The sequence below is a fragment of the Actinomadura sp. 21ATH genome (assembly GCF_041951345.1).
Taxonomy (GTDB): Bacteria; Actinomycetota; Actinomycetes; order Streptosporangiales; family Streptosporangiaceae; genus Spirillospora.
Genome location: NZ_JBGNUR010000002.1, coordinates 317,347 through 332,200, shown reverse-complemented (window position 1 = coordinate 332,200; position 14,854 = coordinate 317,347). Strand labels below are relative to the sequence as shown.

The following is a 14,854-nucleotide window of genomic DNA, read 5'->3' as shown; positions in this document are numbered from 1 at the left end:
TCAGAACGGGTAGGTGGGGGCCTGGCCGCGCATGGTGATCCAGCGGGTCTCGGTGAACGCCTCGACGTTGGCCGCGGCACCGCCGAACCGGGAGCCCGTCCCCGACGCGCCCACACCGCCGAACGGCGAGTTCGCCTCGTCGTTGACGGTCTGGTCGTTGATGTGGACGATCCCGGTGGGGATCCGCCGCGCCAGCGCCAGGCCCTTCATCGCGTCGCGGGTCACGATGCCCAGCGACAGCCCGTACTCGCTGGCCATCGCCAGCTCCGCCGCCTCGTCGGCGTCGCCGAACCGGGCCACCGGCGCGACCGGCCCGAAGATCTCGCGGGCGAACGCCGGGGTCCGCGGCGTCACCTCCGCCAGCACGGTGGGGGAGTAGAACAGGCCCTCGAAGCCGCCGCCCGCCGCCAGCGTCGCGCCCTGCCGGGTGCTCTCCTCGACGATCGCGTGGATCCTGTCCCGCTGACCGGCGTCGATCACCGGGCCGAGCGCGACCTCGGCGGTGGCCGGGTCGCCGACCGGCAGCTTGCCCGCCTTCGCCGCCAGCCGTTCCACGAACTCGTCGTACAGCCGCCGGTGGACGAGGTGCCGCCCGGTGGTCATGCAGATCTGCCCCTGGTGGAAGAAGCTGCCCCAGGCGGCGAGGTTGACCGCGGCGTCCAGGTCGGCGTCGTCCAGCACGATCAGCGCCGAGTTGCCGCCCAGCTCCAGGTGCGCACGCTTGAGGTGGCGCCCGGCCAGCTCGCCCACCTTCCGGCCGGCCTCGGTCGACCCGGTGAACGAGATCACCCGGACCAGCGGGTGCGTCACCAGCGCCGCGCCCGCCTCCGCCCCGCCGGGCAGCACCTGCAGCACGCCCGGCGGCAGGCCCGCCTCCTCGAAGACGCGGGCGAGCACCGCGCCGCCGGTGACGGCCGTGCGCGGATCGGGCTTGAGGATCACCGCGTTGCCCAGCGCCAGCGCGGGCGCCACCGACCGGATCGCCAGGATGATCGGCACGTTGAACGGCGCGATCACCCCCACCACCCCGGCCGGGACCCGGGTGGCCATCGACAGCCGCGGCTCCTCGCTGGGCAGCAGCTCCCCGTACGGGCGGCCGGGCAGCGCCGCCGCCTCGTGGCACTCCTGCTCGGCGACGTGCAGCGCGAACCCGGCCATGCCGGGGACGGCGCCGACCTCGCGGACGTTCCACCAGGAGATCTCGTCGGCGTGCTCGCCCCACAGCCGCGCGGCCCGGCGCAGCACCGCGGCCCGCTCCGGATGCGGCCGCGCGGCCCACTCGCGCTGCGCGGCGGCGGCGCTCTCGGCCGCCCGCGCCACGTCCTCGGAGTCGGCGGCGCCGATCCGGCCGAGCGATCCGCCGGTCGCCGGCTCGACCACCTCGATGCCGCCGCCGGAACCCGGCCGCCACGTCCCGCCGATGAAGATCCGGTCCGTCCACTGCGTCGCGTCGAGGAACACCTCGGAGTCCTTTCCCTCGCCCGGGTGCGCCGAATCTAGAGCGCCCCCCGCCGGGGGATCAACGCGCCGTTCGAGCCACTCGAACACTTCTTTCCGGCAGCGCGATCAGGCCGGATCCGGATGGTGGCCGAGCCGGGCGGAGATCTCCGCGGCGGTACGGCGCAGCGGCCCCTCGATCCGGCCCGTGAGCGTCTCGGCCGGCGCCGTCCAGGTGGTCAGGTGCACCGCCACGTTGATCGCCGCGACGACCGTCCCGGACCGGTCGCGGACCGGCGCGGCGATCGACCGCAGCCCCGGCGCCAGCTCCTCGTCGTTCACCGCGATCCCGGCCGCCCGCACCCCGGCCAGCGCGCCGATCAGCCGCTCCCGGCCGGTGATGGTGTTCGGGCCGCGCCGCGCCAGCGTGGTCCGGTCCAGCAGGCAGCGCAGCACCGCCGGCTCCCGGTGGGCCAGCAGCATCTTGCCCATCGAGGTGCAGTACGCCGGCAGCCGCGACCCGACGTGCAGGTTCAGGTCCACCCCGAGCCCGCCGGGCCGGCGGCTGCGGCGCCGCTCGACGTACACGATGTCGGGCCCGTCCAGCACGGCCATGCTCGCCGCGTACCCCGTCTCGTCCGCCAGCGCCTGCAGATGGTCGGCCGCCACCCGCGTCATCTCCATCGAGCTCAGCGCCGCGAAGCCGAGATCGATCACCCGCGGTCCCAGCGAGTACTTGCGGGTCCGGGGATCCTGCCGGACGAACCCCAGCCGGGCCAGCGTCGACACGTACCGGTGGGTGGTGCTGCGGGTGAGACCGACCGCACGCGAGATGTCCGCGATGCCCAGGACCGGGCCGGTCGCGCTGAACGCAGACAGGACCGCGAGCCCGCGTTCCAGCGACTGCGAGAACGCCGGTGGCGTGGGGGGAGTGCTCATGACCCACCGTAACAAGCCCGATCCGAATACTCGAACCTCAGGCTCGCGTGCTCCGGCCGCCGGACGCGGTGAACGAGCCACCGTCCAGGCTGACGGAGTCGGCCGTCGGGGGGTCGCCTGTCACCTGGAGCGGGGTCGGGCCGCGGAAGGCCGCGCCGTCCAGATGGAACCGGTCGAGGTCGCTGATCCGCAGCGCCCGCATCGCCCAGGGAGCGTCCTCCCGGCTCCGCGGAACGGCGAGATTCACGAGGGCGGCGGCCTCGTGTCCCGGGTTCGCGGCGCTGTAGACGGCCAGCCGGAGTTCGGCCCGCGCGGGCGGGCCTCGCTTGGTGGCGGGTTTCGGAGGCGGGGGCTCTTCCAGCGTCGCCAGGAGCCTCGCCACCCATTCCCGCGTGCCGTCGGGCAGCGGTTGTTGTCCCACACATCGGACACGGTCTGAATGGTCGGCCGGTCGAAGCGGCGGCCGTCCGCGGCCGCGTCCGCGATCTGCTCGAACGAACCGTCCAGCAACGCCCCGAACAGGATCGCCGCTTCCATCGCCACGGATCCTAGCCCGCCGCGAAGACGCAGGCGATGGACGGGCCCGAGCTATGGAATCCCGAATGAAGTTCTAGTAAGAAAGGGGAAAATTGATAATGTCCGTCGTGAGCCGCGCCGCTTCGGTGCGCAGTGAACGGCGGCCAAGCCCGAGGGGGCGCCAGTGCAGATTCGAGCGGGGATCCTGTGGGAACCTCACAGCGACTGGAGCATCGAGGACATCGAGCTCGACGATCCCAAGGCGGGCGAGGTCAAGATCAAGCTCGCGGCGTCCGGCCTGTGCCACTCCGACGAGCACATGGTCACCGGGGACATGGTCCTCGATCCCGAGACCGCCGCTCTGCTGGGACTGGAGCAGTTCCCGGTCATCGGCGGGCACGAGGGGGCCGGGGAGGTGGTCGAGGTCGGCCCCGGCGTCACGACGCTGCAGGAGGGCGACCACGTCGTCCTGTCGTTCATCCCGGCCTGCGGCCGCTGCCCGTCCTGCGCCCGGGGCCGCCAGCACATCTGCGACCTGGGCGCGGTGCTGCTGGCGGGGCGCCAGATCGGTGACTTCACCGCGCGGCACCACTCCAAGAGCGGCAAGGATCTCGGGATCATGTGCTGCACTGGAACGTTCGAGCCGTACACGGTCGTCAACGAGGCGACCTGCGTGAAGATCGACGACTGGATCCCGCTCGACAAGGCCGCCCTCGTCGGCTGCGGCGTGACCACCGGATGGGGCTCGGCCGTCAACGTGGCCGACGTCCAGCCCGGCGAGACCGTCGTGGTGATCGGCGTCGGCGGCATCGGCATGAACGCCGTCCAGGGCGCGGCCATGGCCGGGGCCCGGCACGTGATCGCCGTCGACCCGGTCGAGTGGAAGCGGCAGAAGGCCGAGGAGACCTTCGGCGCCACCCACACCGCCGCGTCGATCGAGGAGGCGGCGGCCAAGGTCGGCGAGCTCACCTGGGGCGCCAACGCCGACAAGGTCATTCTCACCACCGGCGTCGCCACCGGCGACCTGATCGGCCCGATGATGGGCATGGTCGCCAAGGGCGGGCGCGGTGTCGTGACCGCGGTCGCGCCGATGCTCCAGGAGGACGTGAAGCTCAACCTGTTCGACCTGGCGATGCAGCGCAAGGAGCTGGTCGGCTGCATCTTCGGCAACGCCAACCCGCGCCGCGACATCCCGCGCCTGCTGCGCCTCTACGAGGAGGGCAGGCTCAAGCTGGACGAGCTGGTGACCAACACGTACACCCTGGAGGAGCTGAACAAGGGCTACCAGGACATGCGGGACGGCAAGAACATCCGCGGCATGATCAAGTACTGACGCGGTGCCGGGGGCCGGGGCGGGACGACCCGCCCCGGCCTCCGCATGTCCGCCCGCGGAGATCCTTTAGCAGCAGAACCTTTAACGATCAAGACATTGACCTTTCGGTCGACACGATTCACGCTGGGCTCAGCCGACCGGCCGGCGGTTCCCGTCCCTGCTTCCCCATCCCTCTCTCACCGTGTCACCCCGCACCCACTGGAGACCGGATGCTGCCGCGGCGCACCGCCCGCGTGCTGGCCGCCGTACTGACCTCCGCCGCCCTCGTCGCCGCGCCCTTGCGCTCCGACGCGATCGGCGCCGGCGGTACGGTCACGCGCACAGCCCAGGGCAAGACGATCCCCACCCCCACGAACCACTTCGGCTTCGCGATGGGAACGACCGGCCGGCTGGCCGGCTTCGACAAGATCAAGGAGTACTTCCGGCTGGTCGCCGACCGGTCCGACCGGGTCGAGTACCAGGTGGTGGACAAGACCACGCTGGGCAACGACTACCCGGCGATGTTCATCAGCGACCCGCGGAACCTGCGGAACCTCCGGCAGATCGTCCGCGACAACCAGCGGCTCGCCGAGCCGGGCGTCTCCGAGCAGGAGGCGCGGCGGCTGTCGGAGCGCAGCAAGCCCGTCTACCTGATCGAGGGCACCCTGCACTCGACCGAGGTCGGCAACACGCAGGCGCTGGTGGACATCGTGCACCGGCTCGCGACCGAGCGGTCGGCGTACACCGACACCGTGCTGAAGAACGCGGTCCTGCTGGTGATCCCGTCGGGCAACCCGGACGGCCAGCACCTGGTGGTCGACCATTTCAACAAGACGGCCGGCACCCCGTACAACCGGGTCTATCCGGACCTGTACCAGAAGTACGTCGGGCACGACAACAACCGCGACTGGTTCATGTTCACGCAGCGCGAGACGCGCACGCGCGTCCGGCTGGAGCAGACGTACCGGCCGGTCGCCGGGCACTACATGCACCAGGCCGGAACGGGCGGGCCGCGGCTGTGGACGCCCCCGTACGACGAGCCGCTCGGGAACGGCGTCGACCCGATCACCCTCCAGTCGGCCAACACCCAGGGCCAGGTCGCGGCCCGCGCGCTCACCGCCGAGGGCAAGAAGGGCGTCGGGTCCGACGACGCGTACGGCATCTTCTGGAACGCCGACGTCATGGGCTTCTCGACGTTCCTGGGGACCTCGCTGTTCCTGACCGAGATCGCCTCCGCGAGGGACCTGGCGTACCCGTACACCAGCGCCGACGGGAAGCCGCTCGGCTCGCAGAACAAGACGATCCGGATGCTCCAGCCGTACGACGGGAACACCTGGACGCTGGAGCAGATCGTCGCCTACGCCAAGACGGCCGCGTACGCGGGCATCGAGAACATCGCCAAGAACCCCGAGTCGTGGCTGTACAACAACCTCTACCAGGTGACCCGCAACGGCACCCGGCTGCCGGACGTGGAGCCGGGGACGCCGGAGGCGTACGTCATCCCGGCGGGGCAGCGCGACCCGTACGCCGTGTACGAGCTGCTCAGGAACCTCGAGTTCGGCCGCGTGGAGATCGACCAGGCGCGGGCGGCGTTCACGGCCGGCGGCAGGAGCCACCCGGCCGGATCGTACGTCCTGAGCACCCGCCAGCCGCTGGGCCGCTGGATCCACCAGCTCCTGCGGAAGGACGTCTACCCGGAGAAGGCGGCGCGCAAGTGCGCCGACTGCCCGCTGATCATGCCGTACAGCGAGACGACCGACAACGCGGCGCTGCTGCTGGGCGTGGACGCGGTGCCGGTCGAGAAGGCGTTCACGGCGTCCCTCCAGCGGGTGCGGCAGGTCGTGCCGCAGCCGGTGCGGATGCCGGCCGAGCCGCGCGGCGCGTACCTGGTCGCGCCCGGGTCGTACGGCGTGGCGCACGTGCTTGCGCAGCTGCAGAAGGCGAACGTGCCGGTCTTCCGCTCCGGCGAGGACTTCGAGGCCGCGGGCCGGACGTTCGCGCCCGGCACGGTGGTCGTGCCGCCGTCGCCCGCCGCGCGGCAGGCGCTCCAGCGGGTCTCGGCCGCGACCGGCATCCCGGTGTACGGCTCCGACGCGCTGCCCGAGGTGGACGCCTTCCGCCTCAAGCCGGGCACCCGCGTCGGCCTGATCCGAGGCGCGAACAACATGCCTGGCGGCTGGATGACCTGGATGCTCGACCAGTACGGCGTGAACTACAAGGTCGTCGGCGCCGACGACTACGCCGACCTGGCCGGCCGGTACGACACGATCGTCCTCGCCGACGGCGTCTCGCGGAACACCATCGTCAACGGCCTGGACCCGGCCAAGAACCCGCCCGAGTTCGCCTGGGCGCGCGGCGTCGGCGAGAAGGGCTGGGAGGCGCTGGGCGACTTCGTCTCCGGCGGCGGCAACCTCGTCGCGATCGGCAGCGGGTCGGAGACCGCGCGGCAGCTGCTCGACCTGCCGGTGGAGAACGCGGCGCCCACCGACGCGGCGAAGTTCAACGCCCCCGGAGCCCTCCTGCGCGCCACCTACAAGCCGGACGTCCCGGCCGCGTGGGGGATGCCCGAGGAGTGGCCGGTCTGGTTCAACCGCGACGCCGCGTACCGGATCACGGGCGAGGCCACGGTGGCCTCCGCCTACCCCGGTGGCGGCGACCTGCTGGCCAGCGGGTATGCGCACGGCACCGACGCGCTGCACGGGCTGGCCAACGTGGTGTCCTTCGAGGTCGGCAAGGGCGGCGCCACCCTCGCGGGCAGCGAGATCACGTTCCGGTCCTGGCCCCGGGCGACCTGGCCCATCGTGATCAACTCCATCTACCACGGCCCCTCCGGGAAGGCCCGGCCCGCCGCCCGCTGACCTCCGCCGGCGGCCCGTCCATCGACCCCGGTCACCACGCGCGGTGACCGGGGTCTTCCGCCGCCGCGTCCAAGGCCACCGGCAAGGAGCGGTGTACGTTCCGCCAAGGCACCTCCAAAACCGGCTTCTCCCTGTTTGCGGCCCGTATCCGTATGGGGAGCTTCCGGTCGATCGCACCACTTGCTGGAGGTTCGCCAATGACGTCAAACATGGCCCACGAGCCCGGCCCCGCCACCTCCGCGCACCGGCGGGCGCGCACATCGGGCTGGCTGACGTTCGCCGGCACGCTGGCCCTGGTGATCGGCGCCTTCAACTTCATCGACGGCCTGGTGGCGCTGTTCAACGACGACTACTACCTGGTCGGCTCGAACGAGATCCTGGTGTTCGACTTCACCGCCTGGGGCTGGATCTGGCTCATCGTCGGGCTGGTGCAGCTCGCCGTCGGCGCCGGCATCCTGGCCGGCCAGACCTGGGCCCGCGCGACGGGCGTCGTGCTCGCCGCGCTGGCCGCGATCGGGCACCTGGCGTTCCTCCAGGCGTTCCCGGTCTGGTCGGTGCTGACGATCGCCATGTGCGTGCTGCTCATCTACGCGCTCACCGCACCGCCGGCCGGCACGACCGCCCGCTGACCGGCGCCCCCGGCCGGCGCGTCCCGGTCAGCCGGCGCGGTGCCGGCCGCGCGGCCGGAGGGACGGGCCGCCACCGCGTTGGCGGCCCAGCAGCGTCAGGTGCAGCCCGCCGACCAGGCCCGCGAGGCCCGCGGCCGCCGCGGCCGGGACGGGGGAGAAGGCGCCTTCGAGCGGTTCCGGTGACGCGGCCCGCAGGCGCGTCACCGGGCCGTCCGGGGCGATGAACGGCATCACCGGCATGTCCTCCGGGATCGCCCCGTTCCGCGGATCCGGCCGCGGGCCGGGCGCCCGGAGACCGGCGGGCACCCGCGAGGCGCCGTGCGGGGACACCGCCGGGCGTTCCGCGGCACGCGGCTTCTTCTTCGGCGGCACCGCGCTCTCCGGCCGCCCGGGCCGTTCGGGAGCCGAGGCCGGCCTCCGCGGCTTCTCGGTGGTCGGGGACGGGCGCGGAGGGCTCGCGGGCGGATCCTGCCGGCCGGTGAGGCCGCGCGTCGTGCCGTCGACGTAATCGGTCACCGGGCACAGCACGTCGAGCAGCGACCGGTTCGGGCACTCGCCCGACACGGTGCGCGCGGCGCCGGCGTGCGCCGGGCCGGTACCCGCGGCGAGGACGCAGGCGGCGGCCGCGACGGGGATCGCCGCCGGGCGGAGGGAACGGGGGAGCGAAGGCATCGGCCCTCCTGGTCGCGTGGAGACGTTCCTGCATTGTGCGACTCGGCGGAGTCGTATGGCAACGGAAGGTAATGCCGTGACCTCCGTGATGGACGGGATTCCCGCGCCAAGGTGATCGCCGGTTCCATGGAAGGTAAGGCGATAGTAACGCTGAGTAGATAACGTCTCACGGTGCGTGCTCGCTAGCTTGTGTGCCTGCCCGGGCGCGCCGCCGGCCGGGCCGACCGAAGGGGCGTGGCCGTGCACCGCTTACGCGACACCCGGATCCTCCTGGGCGGCCTGTGCGTGCTCCTGGCCGGCGTCCTCGCCGCCGCCATCGCCGTCGCCGCCACCGTGCAGGCACGGCAGCGCCACCGGAGCACGGTCTACTTCGACCGGGCGACGGGGCTCTATCCCGGGTCGGACGTCCGGGTCCTCGGCATCAAGATCGGTGAGGTGACCGGCGTCCGGCCGGCGGGGCGGATGGTGCGCGTCGACCTGTTCCGCGACGCGGGCCGCCCGATCCCGGCGGACGCCCAGGCGGTGATCGTGTCGCCGACGATGGTGGCCGACCGCTACGTGCAGTTCACCCCCGTCTACCGCGGCGGCCCGGCGATGCGCGACGGCGCGGTGGTGCCGCTGTCGCGGACGGCGGTGCCGGTCGAGCTGGACGACGCGCTCGGCGCCGTCAACGAGCTCGCCCGCGCCCTCGGGCCGGGCGGCGCCAACGCGCGCGGTTCGCTGTCGCGGCTCCTGCGGACGGGCGCGCGCACTCTCGGCGGGCAGGGAGAGAACGTCCACGCCACCGTCGAACGGGTCGCGGACGCCCTCGACGTGCTGGCGGGCAACCGGGGGAACACGATGGCGACGATCCGCGATCTCGGCGCGGTCACCCGGACGCTGGCCGAGCACGACACCGAGGTGGGCGACTTCGCCGCCGATCTCGCCCTCGTCTCCGCCGAACTGCGGGGCGAGAAGGAAGAGCTGGGCGCCGCCCTGCGGCACCTGTCGGTCGCCCTGCGCGACCTCGCCGGCTTCGTCCGCGCGAACAAGGCCGAGCTCGGCGCGAACGTCGGGGAGCTCGCCGAGGTCACCGGAGTGCTCGCCCGGCAGCGGCGCTCCCTGGAGACGTTCCTGGAGCAGGCGCCCGCCGTCGCCGACAACCTCAACCGGTCCTACGACCCGGTCTCCGGCACGCTGCACGGGCGGGCCGACATCGTCCAGGCCGACGACCTCGCCCGCTGGCTCTGCTCCCTGACGTACTCGCCCCGCACGTCGCCCCAGCGGTGCGAATCGCTGGTGAAACCGGTCAACGCGCTGGGCCCCGTGCTGAACGGGGTGGCGGTGGACGCGTCGCTCGGCGGCGCCCTCGGCTCCCACTACGCCATGGTCGAGCCCCCTCCGGACGCCTACCCGCCGGAGCCGGGCTGAGGATCCGGCGCCGGGACGGCGAGCCGCGGGCCGGCGGCACACGACGCAGAGCACTTGACGGCACGGCACACGACGGCACGGGGCGACCCCTGCCCGGGAGGGAGGCGCATGGGGACCGGGATCGGGACCGTGCAGGGGCTGCTCATCGGGCCCGGCCGGTTCTTCGCGTTCGCGGGCGCGACGTTCCGGGCGATGTTCCGGCGGCCGTTCCAGTGGCGGGAGTTCGTGCAGCAGGCGTGGTTCGTCGCGAGCGTGTCGGTGCTGCCGACCGCGCTGGTGTCGATCCCGATCGGCGCGATCCTGACCCTCCAGGTCGGCAACCTGATCCGGCAGTTCGGCGCGCAGTCGTACACCGGCACCACCGCGGTGGTCGCCAACGTCCGGGAGGGCGGGCCGATGATCACCGCGCTGGTGGTGGCCGGGGCCGCCGGGTCGGCGATCTGCGCAGATCTCGGCGCCCGCACCATCCGGGAGGAGATCGACGCGCTGGAGGCGCTGGGCATCGACCCGCTGCACCGGCTGGTGGTGCCGCGCGTGCTCGGCACGGCCTTCGTCGCGGTCTTCCTGAACGGCACCGTCTCGGTCGTCGGCATCCTCGGCAGCTACGTGTTCAACGTGCTGGTCCAGGGCGGCTCGCCCGGCGCGTACCTGGCGTCGTTCGGCAGCCTTGCGCAGCTGCCCGACCTCTACCAGGCGCTGGTCAAGGCGCTGCTGTTCGGGCTGACCGCCGGGCTGGTCGCCTCCTACAAGGGGCTGACCGCGGGCGGCGGCCCCAAGGGCGTGGGCGACGCGGTCAACCAGACCGTGGTCCTGACCTTCGTCCTGCTGTTCGTCGAGAACTTCGTGATGAGCGCCCTGTACTTCCAGGTCGTTCCGCAGAAGGGGATGTAGCGATGGGAGTGTCGAGTCCGGTGGACGGGCTGTGCGACCTCGGGCGCCGGCTCGCCTTCCACACGCGGGTCCTCGGCTGGTCGTGGCGGGTCGCGCTGCGCTACCGGACCGAGGTGGCCCGGTCGCTGGCCGAGATCAGCCTGGGCACCGGCGGCCTGGCGGTCATCGGCGGCAGCGTGGTGATCGTCTCGTTCCTCACGTTCTTCAGCGGCACCGAGGTCGGCCTCCAGGGTTTCAACGCGCTCGACCAGATCGGCGCCGCCGCGCTGACCGGGTTCGTCGCCGCCTACTTCAACACCCGCGAGGTCGCGCCGATCATCTCGGCGATCGCGCTGTCGGCCACCGTCGGCTGCGGCTTCACCGCCCAGCTCGGCGCCATGCGGATCAGCGAGGAGATCGACGCGCTGGAGGTGATGGCGGTCCCGGCGCTGCCGTTCCTGGTGACCACCCGGGTGCTGGCGGGCGTGCTGGCGATCGTGCCGCTCTACCTGGCCGGGCTGCTGGCCTCGTTCGTGTCGACCCGCCTCATCGTGACCGTGCTGTTCGGGCAGTCGACCGGCACCTACGACCACTACTTCAAGCTGTTCCTGCTGCGCGGGGACGTGCTGTGGTCGTTCGGCAAGACGGTGGTGTTCGCGGTGATCATCATCATGATCCACTGCTACCACGGCTACCACGCGCGCGGCGGCCCGGCCGGGGTCGGCCTGGCGGTGGGGCGGGCGGTGCGCTCCGGCCTGGTCGCCGTCATCGTCTGCGACCTGATGCTCAGCACCGCGATCTGGGGCTCCACCACGACCGTCCGGATCGCGGGGTGACCCGGATGAACGGCGCAGGCGGCGCGGGCGGACCGAACCGGGACGAGGCGACGGCGGGGGAGCGGCTGCGGTACGGCTCGTACGGGCTGGCCGCCATCGCCGCGCTCGCCGCCTCGGTCGTGCTGGTGGTGGCGATCTACAACAAGGCGTTCACCCCCGTCACCCGGGTCACGCTGCTGGCCGACCGGGCCGGCATGCAGCTGCTGCCGCGCTCGGACGTCAAGCTGCGCGGCCTGATCGTCGGCGAGGTGCGGTCCATCCGCGCCCGGCCCGGCGGCGCCGCGCTCGACCTGGCGCTCGACCCGGCGCGGACGCCGCTCGTCCCCGGCGACGTGTCGGCGCGGCTGCTCCCCAAGACGCTGCTGGGCGAGAAGTACGTGGACCTCGTGCCGCCGGCCGGCGCCCTCGGCCGCCCGGTGCACCGCCCGCTCCGGGACGGCGACGTGATCGGCCAGGACCGCTCGGCCACCGCCGTGGAGCTCACCCGGGTCCTGGACGATCTCATGCCCGTCCTGCGCACGCTCCGTCCCGACAAGGTGAACGCCACGCTGAACGCGCTGGCCACCGCGCTGCGCGGCCGCGGCGAGCGGCTCGGGCGCACGATCGAGGGCGCGGACGCCTACCTGCGCAGGCTCCGCCCGCTCGTCCCCGACCTGCTGCACGACATCGAGGCCCTGGGCCGCACGGCGGACGTCTACGGCGACGCGGCCCCCGACCTCGCGCGGCTGCTGCGCGACCTGACCCCGGTGGCCCGCGCGGTCGTCGCCGAGCGGACCACCCTCGCCACCATGCTGCGCGAGGCCACCGGCGCCGCCGGCTCGGTGCGCGGCCTGCTCGACCGCGACGAGGACCACATCGCCGGCGTCAACATCGCCGGGCGCCGCCCGCTGGCCCTGCTGGCCCGCTACTCCCCGACGTTCCCCTGCGTCGTCCAGGGGCTGGTCGCCCTGAAGCCCCGGCTGGACGACGCGATCGGCGGCGCGCAGCCCGGCGTCCGCGCGACGGTCGAGCTCGTGCGGCCGCGGCCCGCGTACGAGAAGGGCAGGGACGAGCCGCGCTACGACGACCGCCGCGGTCCGCGCTGCTACGGCCTGCCGCGGCCCGCCGACCCGTTCCCGCACCACCGCGTCCTCGACGGCGTCCAGCCGGGCGCCCGCGGCGCGCCGGACTCGCCCTGGCCAGACGGGCGGCTGCTGCGCGGCGCCCTGGCCCCGGCGCTCGGCGTCCCCTCCGAGCAGGTCCCCGACATCGCCGAACTGCTCTTCGGCCCGCTCGCCCGCGGAACGGTGGTGACGGTCCGATGAACGACGACGCCCGCCGGACGTTCTCCGCCGCGCTCAAGCTCGCGGTCTTCGTCGCGGTGACCAGCACGGCGACCGTGCTCCTGGCGTTCACCATGTCCGGCGCGCGGTTCACCGCCACCTACCGCTACCACGCGGTGTTCACCGACGTCACAGGTCTGGTGAAGGGCGACGAGGTGCGCGTCGCGGGCGTGCGCGTCGGCCAGGTGGCCGGCCTGCGCGTCCACCGCGGCGAGCGGGCGCTGGTGACGCTGGAGGTCGACCGCACCCGCCCGCTCCCAGCGGGGGTCCGCGCGGCCGTCCGCTACCGCAACCTCCTCGGCCAGCGCTACGTGTCCCTCGCCGAGGCGCGGCCGGCCGCCCCGGGCGGGCCCGGGCAGGGGCGGCTGCCCGCCGGCGGGACCATCCCCGTCACGCGCACCGAGCCCGCCCTCGACCTCACCGCCCTGTTCAACGGGTTCCGGCCGCTGCTGCGGGCGTTGGAGCCCGCGGACGTCAACCGGCTCGCCGGCGAGATCGTCCAGGTGCTCCAGGGCGAGGGCGGCACGGTGACCTCGCTGCTCGCCCGCATCGGGTCGCTCACCGGGACGCTCGCCGACCGCGACGCCGTCATCGGCCGCGTCGTCGGCAACGTGACCACCGTGCTGGCCACGCTCGACCGGCACGGCGACCGGCTCTCGGAGCTGATCGTGCGGCTCCGCGACCTCGCCTCCGGGCTGGCCGGGGACCGGCACGCGATCGGCGAGTCGCTGGCGGCCATGGGCGAGCTCACCGGCGCCGCCGCCGGACTGCTGGAGGAGGCCAGGCCCGCGCTGCGCGACGACATCGCCGGGCTCGCCCGGGTGTCGCGGACGCTGGCCGCCGACCGCGAGCTGCTCGACGCGACGCTGCGCCGCCTGCCCGGCCGGCTGAACCTGCTGGCCCGCTCGACCGGCTACGGCTCCTGGATCAACGGCTACCTGTGCGGGCTGGACGTGCGGGCCGCCGGGCCCGCCGGTCTCGCCCTCAAGAGCCCCGAGGTCGGCAACGGCGCCGCGAGGTGCGCGCCGTGAGCCGGGCGGCCCTGCGGCCCCGGCCCGTCCGCGCCGGGATCATCGGCGCGGCGGCGATCGCGCTGGCGCTGCTGGTCGGCCTCAACGCCCAGCGGCTCCCGTTCATCGGCGGCGGCCGCACCTACTCCGCGGCGTTCGCGGAGGCCTCCGGGCTGCGCCCCAAGGAAGAGGTCCGGATCGCCGGGGTGAAGGCCGGCACCGTCACCGGCGTCCGCCTGGAAGGCGACCACGTCCGGGTCGACTTCCGCGTCGACCGCGGCGTCGCGTTCGGGACCCGCACCCGCGCGGAGATCAAGCTCAAGACGCTGCTCGGCACCCACTACGTGGCGCTGGTCCCCGGCGGCCCCGGCCGCTGGCCGCCCGGCCGGCAGATCCCGCTGTCCCGGACGTCGGTGCCGTACGAGATCGTCCCGGCGGTGGGCGGGCTCGCCACCGACCTCGGGCAGATCGACGCGCGCCGGCTGGCCGCCGCGTTCGACGCGCTGTCCGGCACGTTCGAGAACTCGCCCGAGGAGATCCGCTCGGCGCTGTCCGGGCTGCGCCGGCTGTCCGGAACGATCGCCTCCCGCGACCGCGAGCTGACCCGGATGCTGGCGCACGCCCGCGACGTCAGCCGGCTGCTCGCCGACCGGCGGGCGGACATCGCCGCGCTGGCGGCCGACGCCGGGACGTTCCTGCGCGAGCTGCACCGGCGGCGCGAGGTGATCCACCAGGTGCTGACCGGCACCGCGCGGCTCGCCCGGCAGATCGAGGGCCTCGTCGCCGACAACGAGCGGCACATCGGCCCGGCGCTGCGGCACCTGCGCACCGTCGTCGGCGTCCTGCGCCGCCACCGCGACGGCCTGGAACGGGCCGCGCGGCTGTACGGGCCGGTGGCGCGGCAGCTCACCGACGTCACCGGTTCGGGGCGGTGGATCGACGCCTACCTGCAGAACATCGTTCCGGTCCCGCCCCGGGTCGGGCCGCCGAGATGAGGAGCCGCCTGTGAGGAGCCCCGTGGGAGGAGCCGCGTGAGGAGGACC

The 14,854-nt window shown here is 73.5% G+C and carries 13 protein-coding genes; 9 read left to right on the top strand and 4 right to left on the bottom strand.

The genetic code is table 11. The features are described 5' to 3' along the window. From ACA361_RS08190 to ACA361_RS08180, 3 genes are all read right to left on the bottom strand, one after another. Positions 1-1,461 carry a benzaldehyde dehydrogenase gene (locus ACA361_RS08190; protein ID WP_375011205.1) on the bottom strand — a complete coding sequence of 487 codons (1,461 nt, stop codon included), beginning with the start codon at positions 1,459-1,461 and terminating at the stop codon, positions 1-3. Between the two features lie 105 nt (positions 1,462-1,566). Beyond that, a complete protein-coding gene (locus ACA361_RS08185) occupies positions 1,567-2,376 on the bottom strand; it encodes an IclR family transcriptional regulator (protein ID WP_375011204.1) in 810 nt (269 codons plus the stop codon). 37 nt (positions 2,377-2,413) lie between these two features. Next, entirely contained in the window at positions 2,414-2,797 is a 384-nt protein-coding gene (locus ACA361_RS08180; protein ID WP_375011203.1) for a hypothetical protein, read from the bottom strand. Between the two features lie 279 nt (positions 2,798-3,076). Between ACA361_RS08180 and ACA361_RS08175 the strand changes: the two genes are divergently transcribed. The 3 genes from ACA361_RS08175 to ACA361_RS08165 all read left to right on the top strand — a co-directional run bounded on the left by ACA361_RS08175 (position 3,077) and on the right by ACA361_RS08165 (position 7,691). After that, entirely contained in the window at positions 3,077-4,225 is a 1,149-nt protein-coding gene (locus tag ACA361_RS08175; protein ID WP_375011202.1) for an NDMA-dependent alcohol dehydrogenase, read from the top strand. A gap of 209 nt (positions 4,226-4,434) precedes the next feature. Continuing rightward, complete coding sequence (locus ACA361_RS08170) at positions 4,435-7,062, top strand: M14 family zinc carboxypeptidase (protein ID WP_375011201.1); 2,628 nt, start codon at positions 4,435-4,437, stop codon at positions 7,060-7,062. Between the two features lie 197 nt (positions 7,063-7,259). Beyond that, positions 7,260-7,691: a hypothetical protein gene (locus ACA361_RS08165; RefSeq protein ID WP_375011200.1), complete on the top strand. Its 432-nt coding sequence runs from the start codon at positions 7,260-7,262 to the stop codon at positions 7,689-7,691. A 27-nt stretch (positions 7,692-7,718) separates the two neighbouring features. Here ACA361_RS08165 and ACA361_RS08160 read toward each other — a convergent pair whose 3' ends face one another. Continuing rightward, positions 7,719-8,363 carry a hypothetical protein gene (locus tag ACA361_RS08160; protein ID WP_375011199.1) on the bottom strand — a complete coding sequence of 215 codons (645 nt, stop codon included), beginning with the start codon at positions 8,361-8,363 and terminating at the stop codon, positions 7,719-7,721. 240 nt (positions 8,364-8,603) lie between these two features. On the opposite strand from ACA361_RS08160, the gene ACA361_RS08155 reads away from it, so the two are divergent. The 6 genes from ACA361_RS08155 to ACA361_RS08130 all read left to right on the top strand — a co-directional run bounded on the left by ACA361_RS08155 (position 8,604) and on the right by ACA361_RS08130 (position 14,806). After that, the gene (locus ACA361_RS08155; RefSeq protein ID WP_375011198.1) at positions 8,604-9,773 is read left to right on the top strand and encodes an MCE family protein; all 1,170 of its coding nucleotides are present in this window, start codon (positions 8,604-8,606) and stop codon (positions 9,771-9,773) included. A gap of 108 nt (positions 9,774-9,881) precedes the next feature. Next, on the top strand, positions 9,882-10,664 hold the full coding sequence (locus ACA361_RS08150; protein WP_375011197.1) for an MlaE family ABC transporter permease: 783 nt from the start codon (positions 9,882-9,884) through the stop codon (positions 10,662-10,664). An 8-nt stretch (positions 10,665-10,672) separates the two neighbouring features. Further along, positions 10,673-11,479: an MlaE family ABC transporter permease gene (locus tag ACA361_RS08145; RefSeq protein ID WP_375011988.1), complete on the top strand. Its 807-nt coding sequence runs from the start codon at positions 10,673-10,675 to the stop codon at positions 11,477-11,479. A 5-nt stretch (positions 11,480-11,484) separates the two neighbouring features. Then, on the top strand, positions 11,485-12,783 hold the full coding sequence (locus ACA361_RS08140) for an MCE family protein (protein WP_375011196.1): 1,299 nt from the start codon (positions 11,485-11,487) through the stop codon (positions 12,781-12,783). Beyond that, entirely contained in the window at positions 12,780-13,832 is a 1,053-nt protein-coding gene (locus ACA361_RS08135) for an MCE family protein (RefSeq protein WP_375011195.1), read from the top strand. The genes ACA361_RS08140 and ACA361_RS08135 overlap by 4 nt, the downstream gene beginning before the upstream one ends. Further along, positions 13,829-14,806, top strand: a complete 978-nt coding sequence (locus ACA361_RS08130) for an MCE family protein (RefSeq protein WP_375011194.1) — start codon at positions 13,829-13,831, stop codon at positions 14,804-14,806. Before ACA361_RS08135 ends, ACA361_RS08130 begins: the two co-directional genes overlap by 4 nt. The last annotated feature ends 48 nt before the right edge of the window (positions 14,807-14,854 follow it).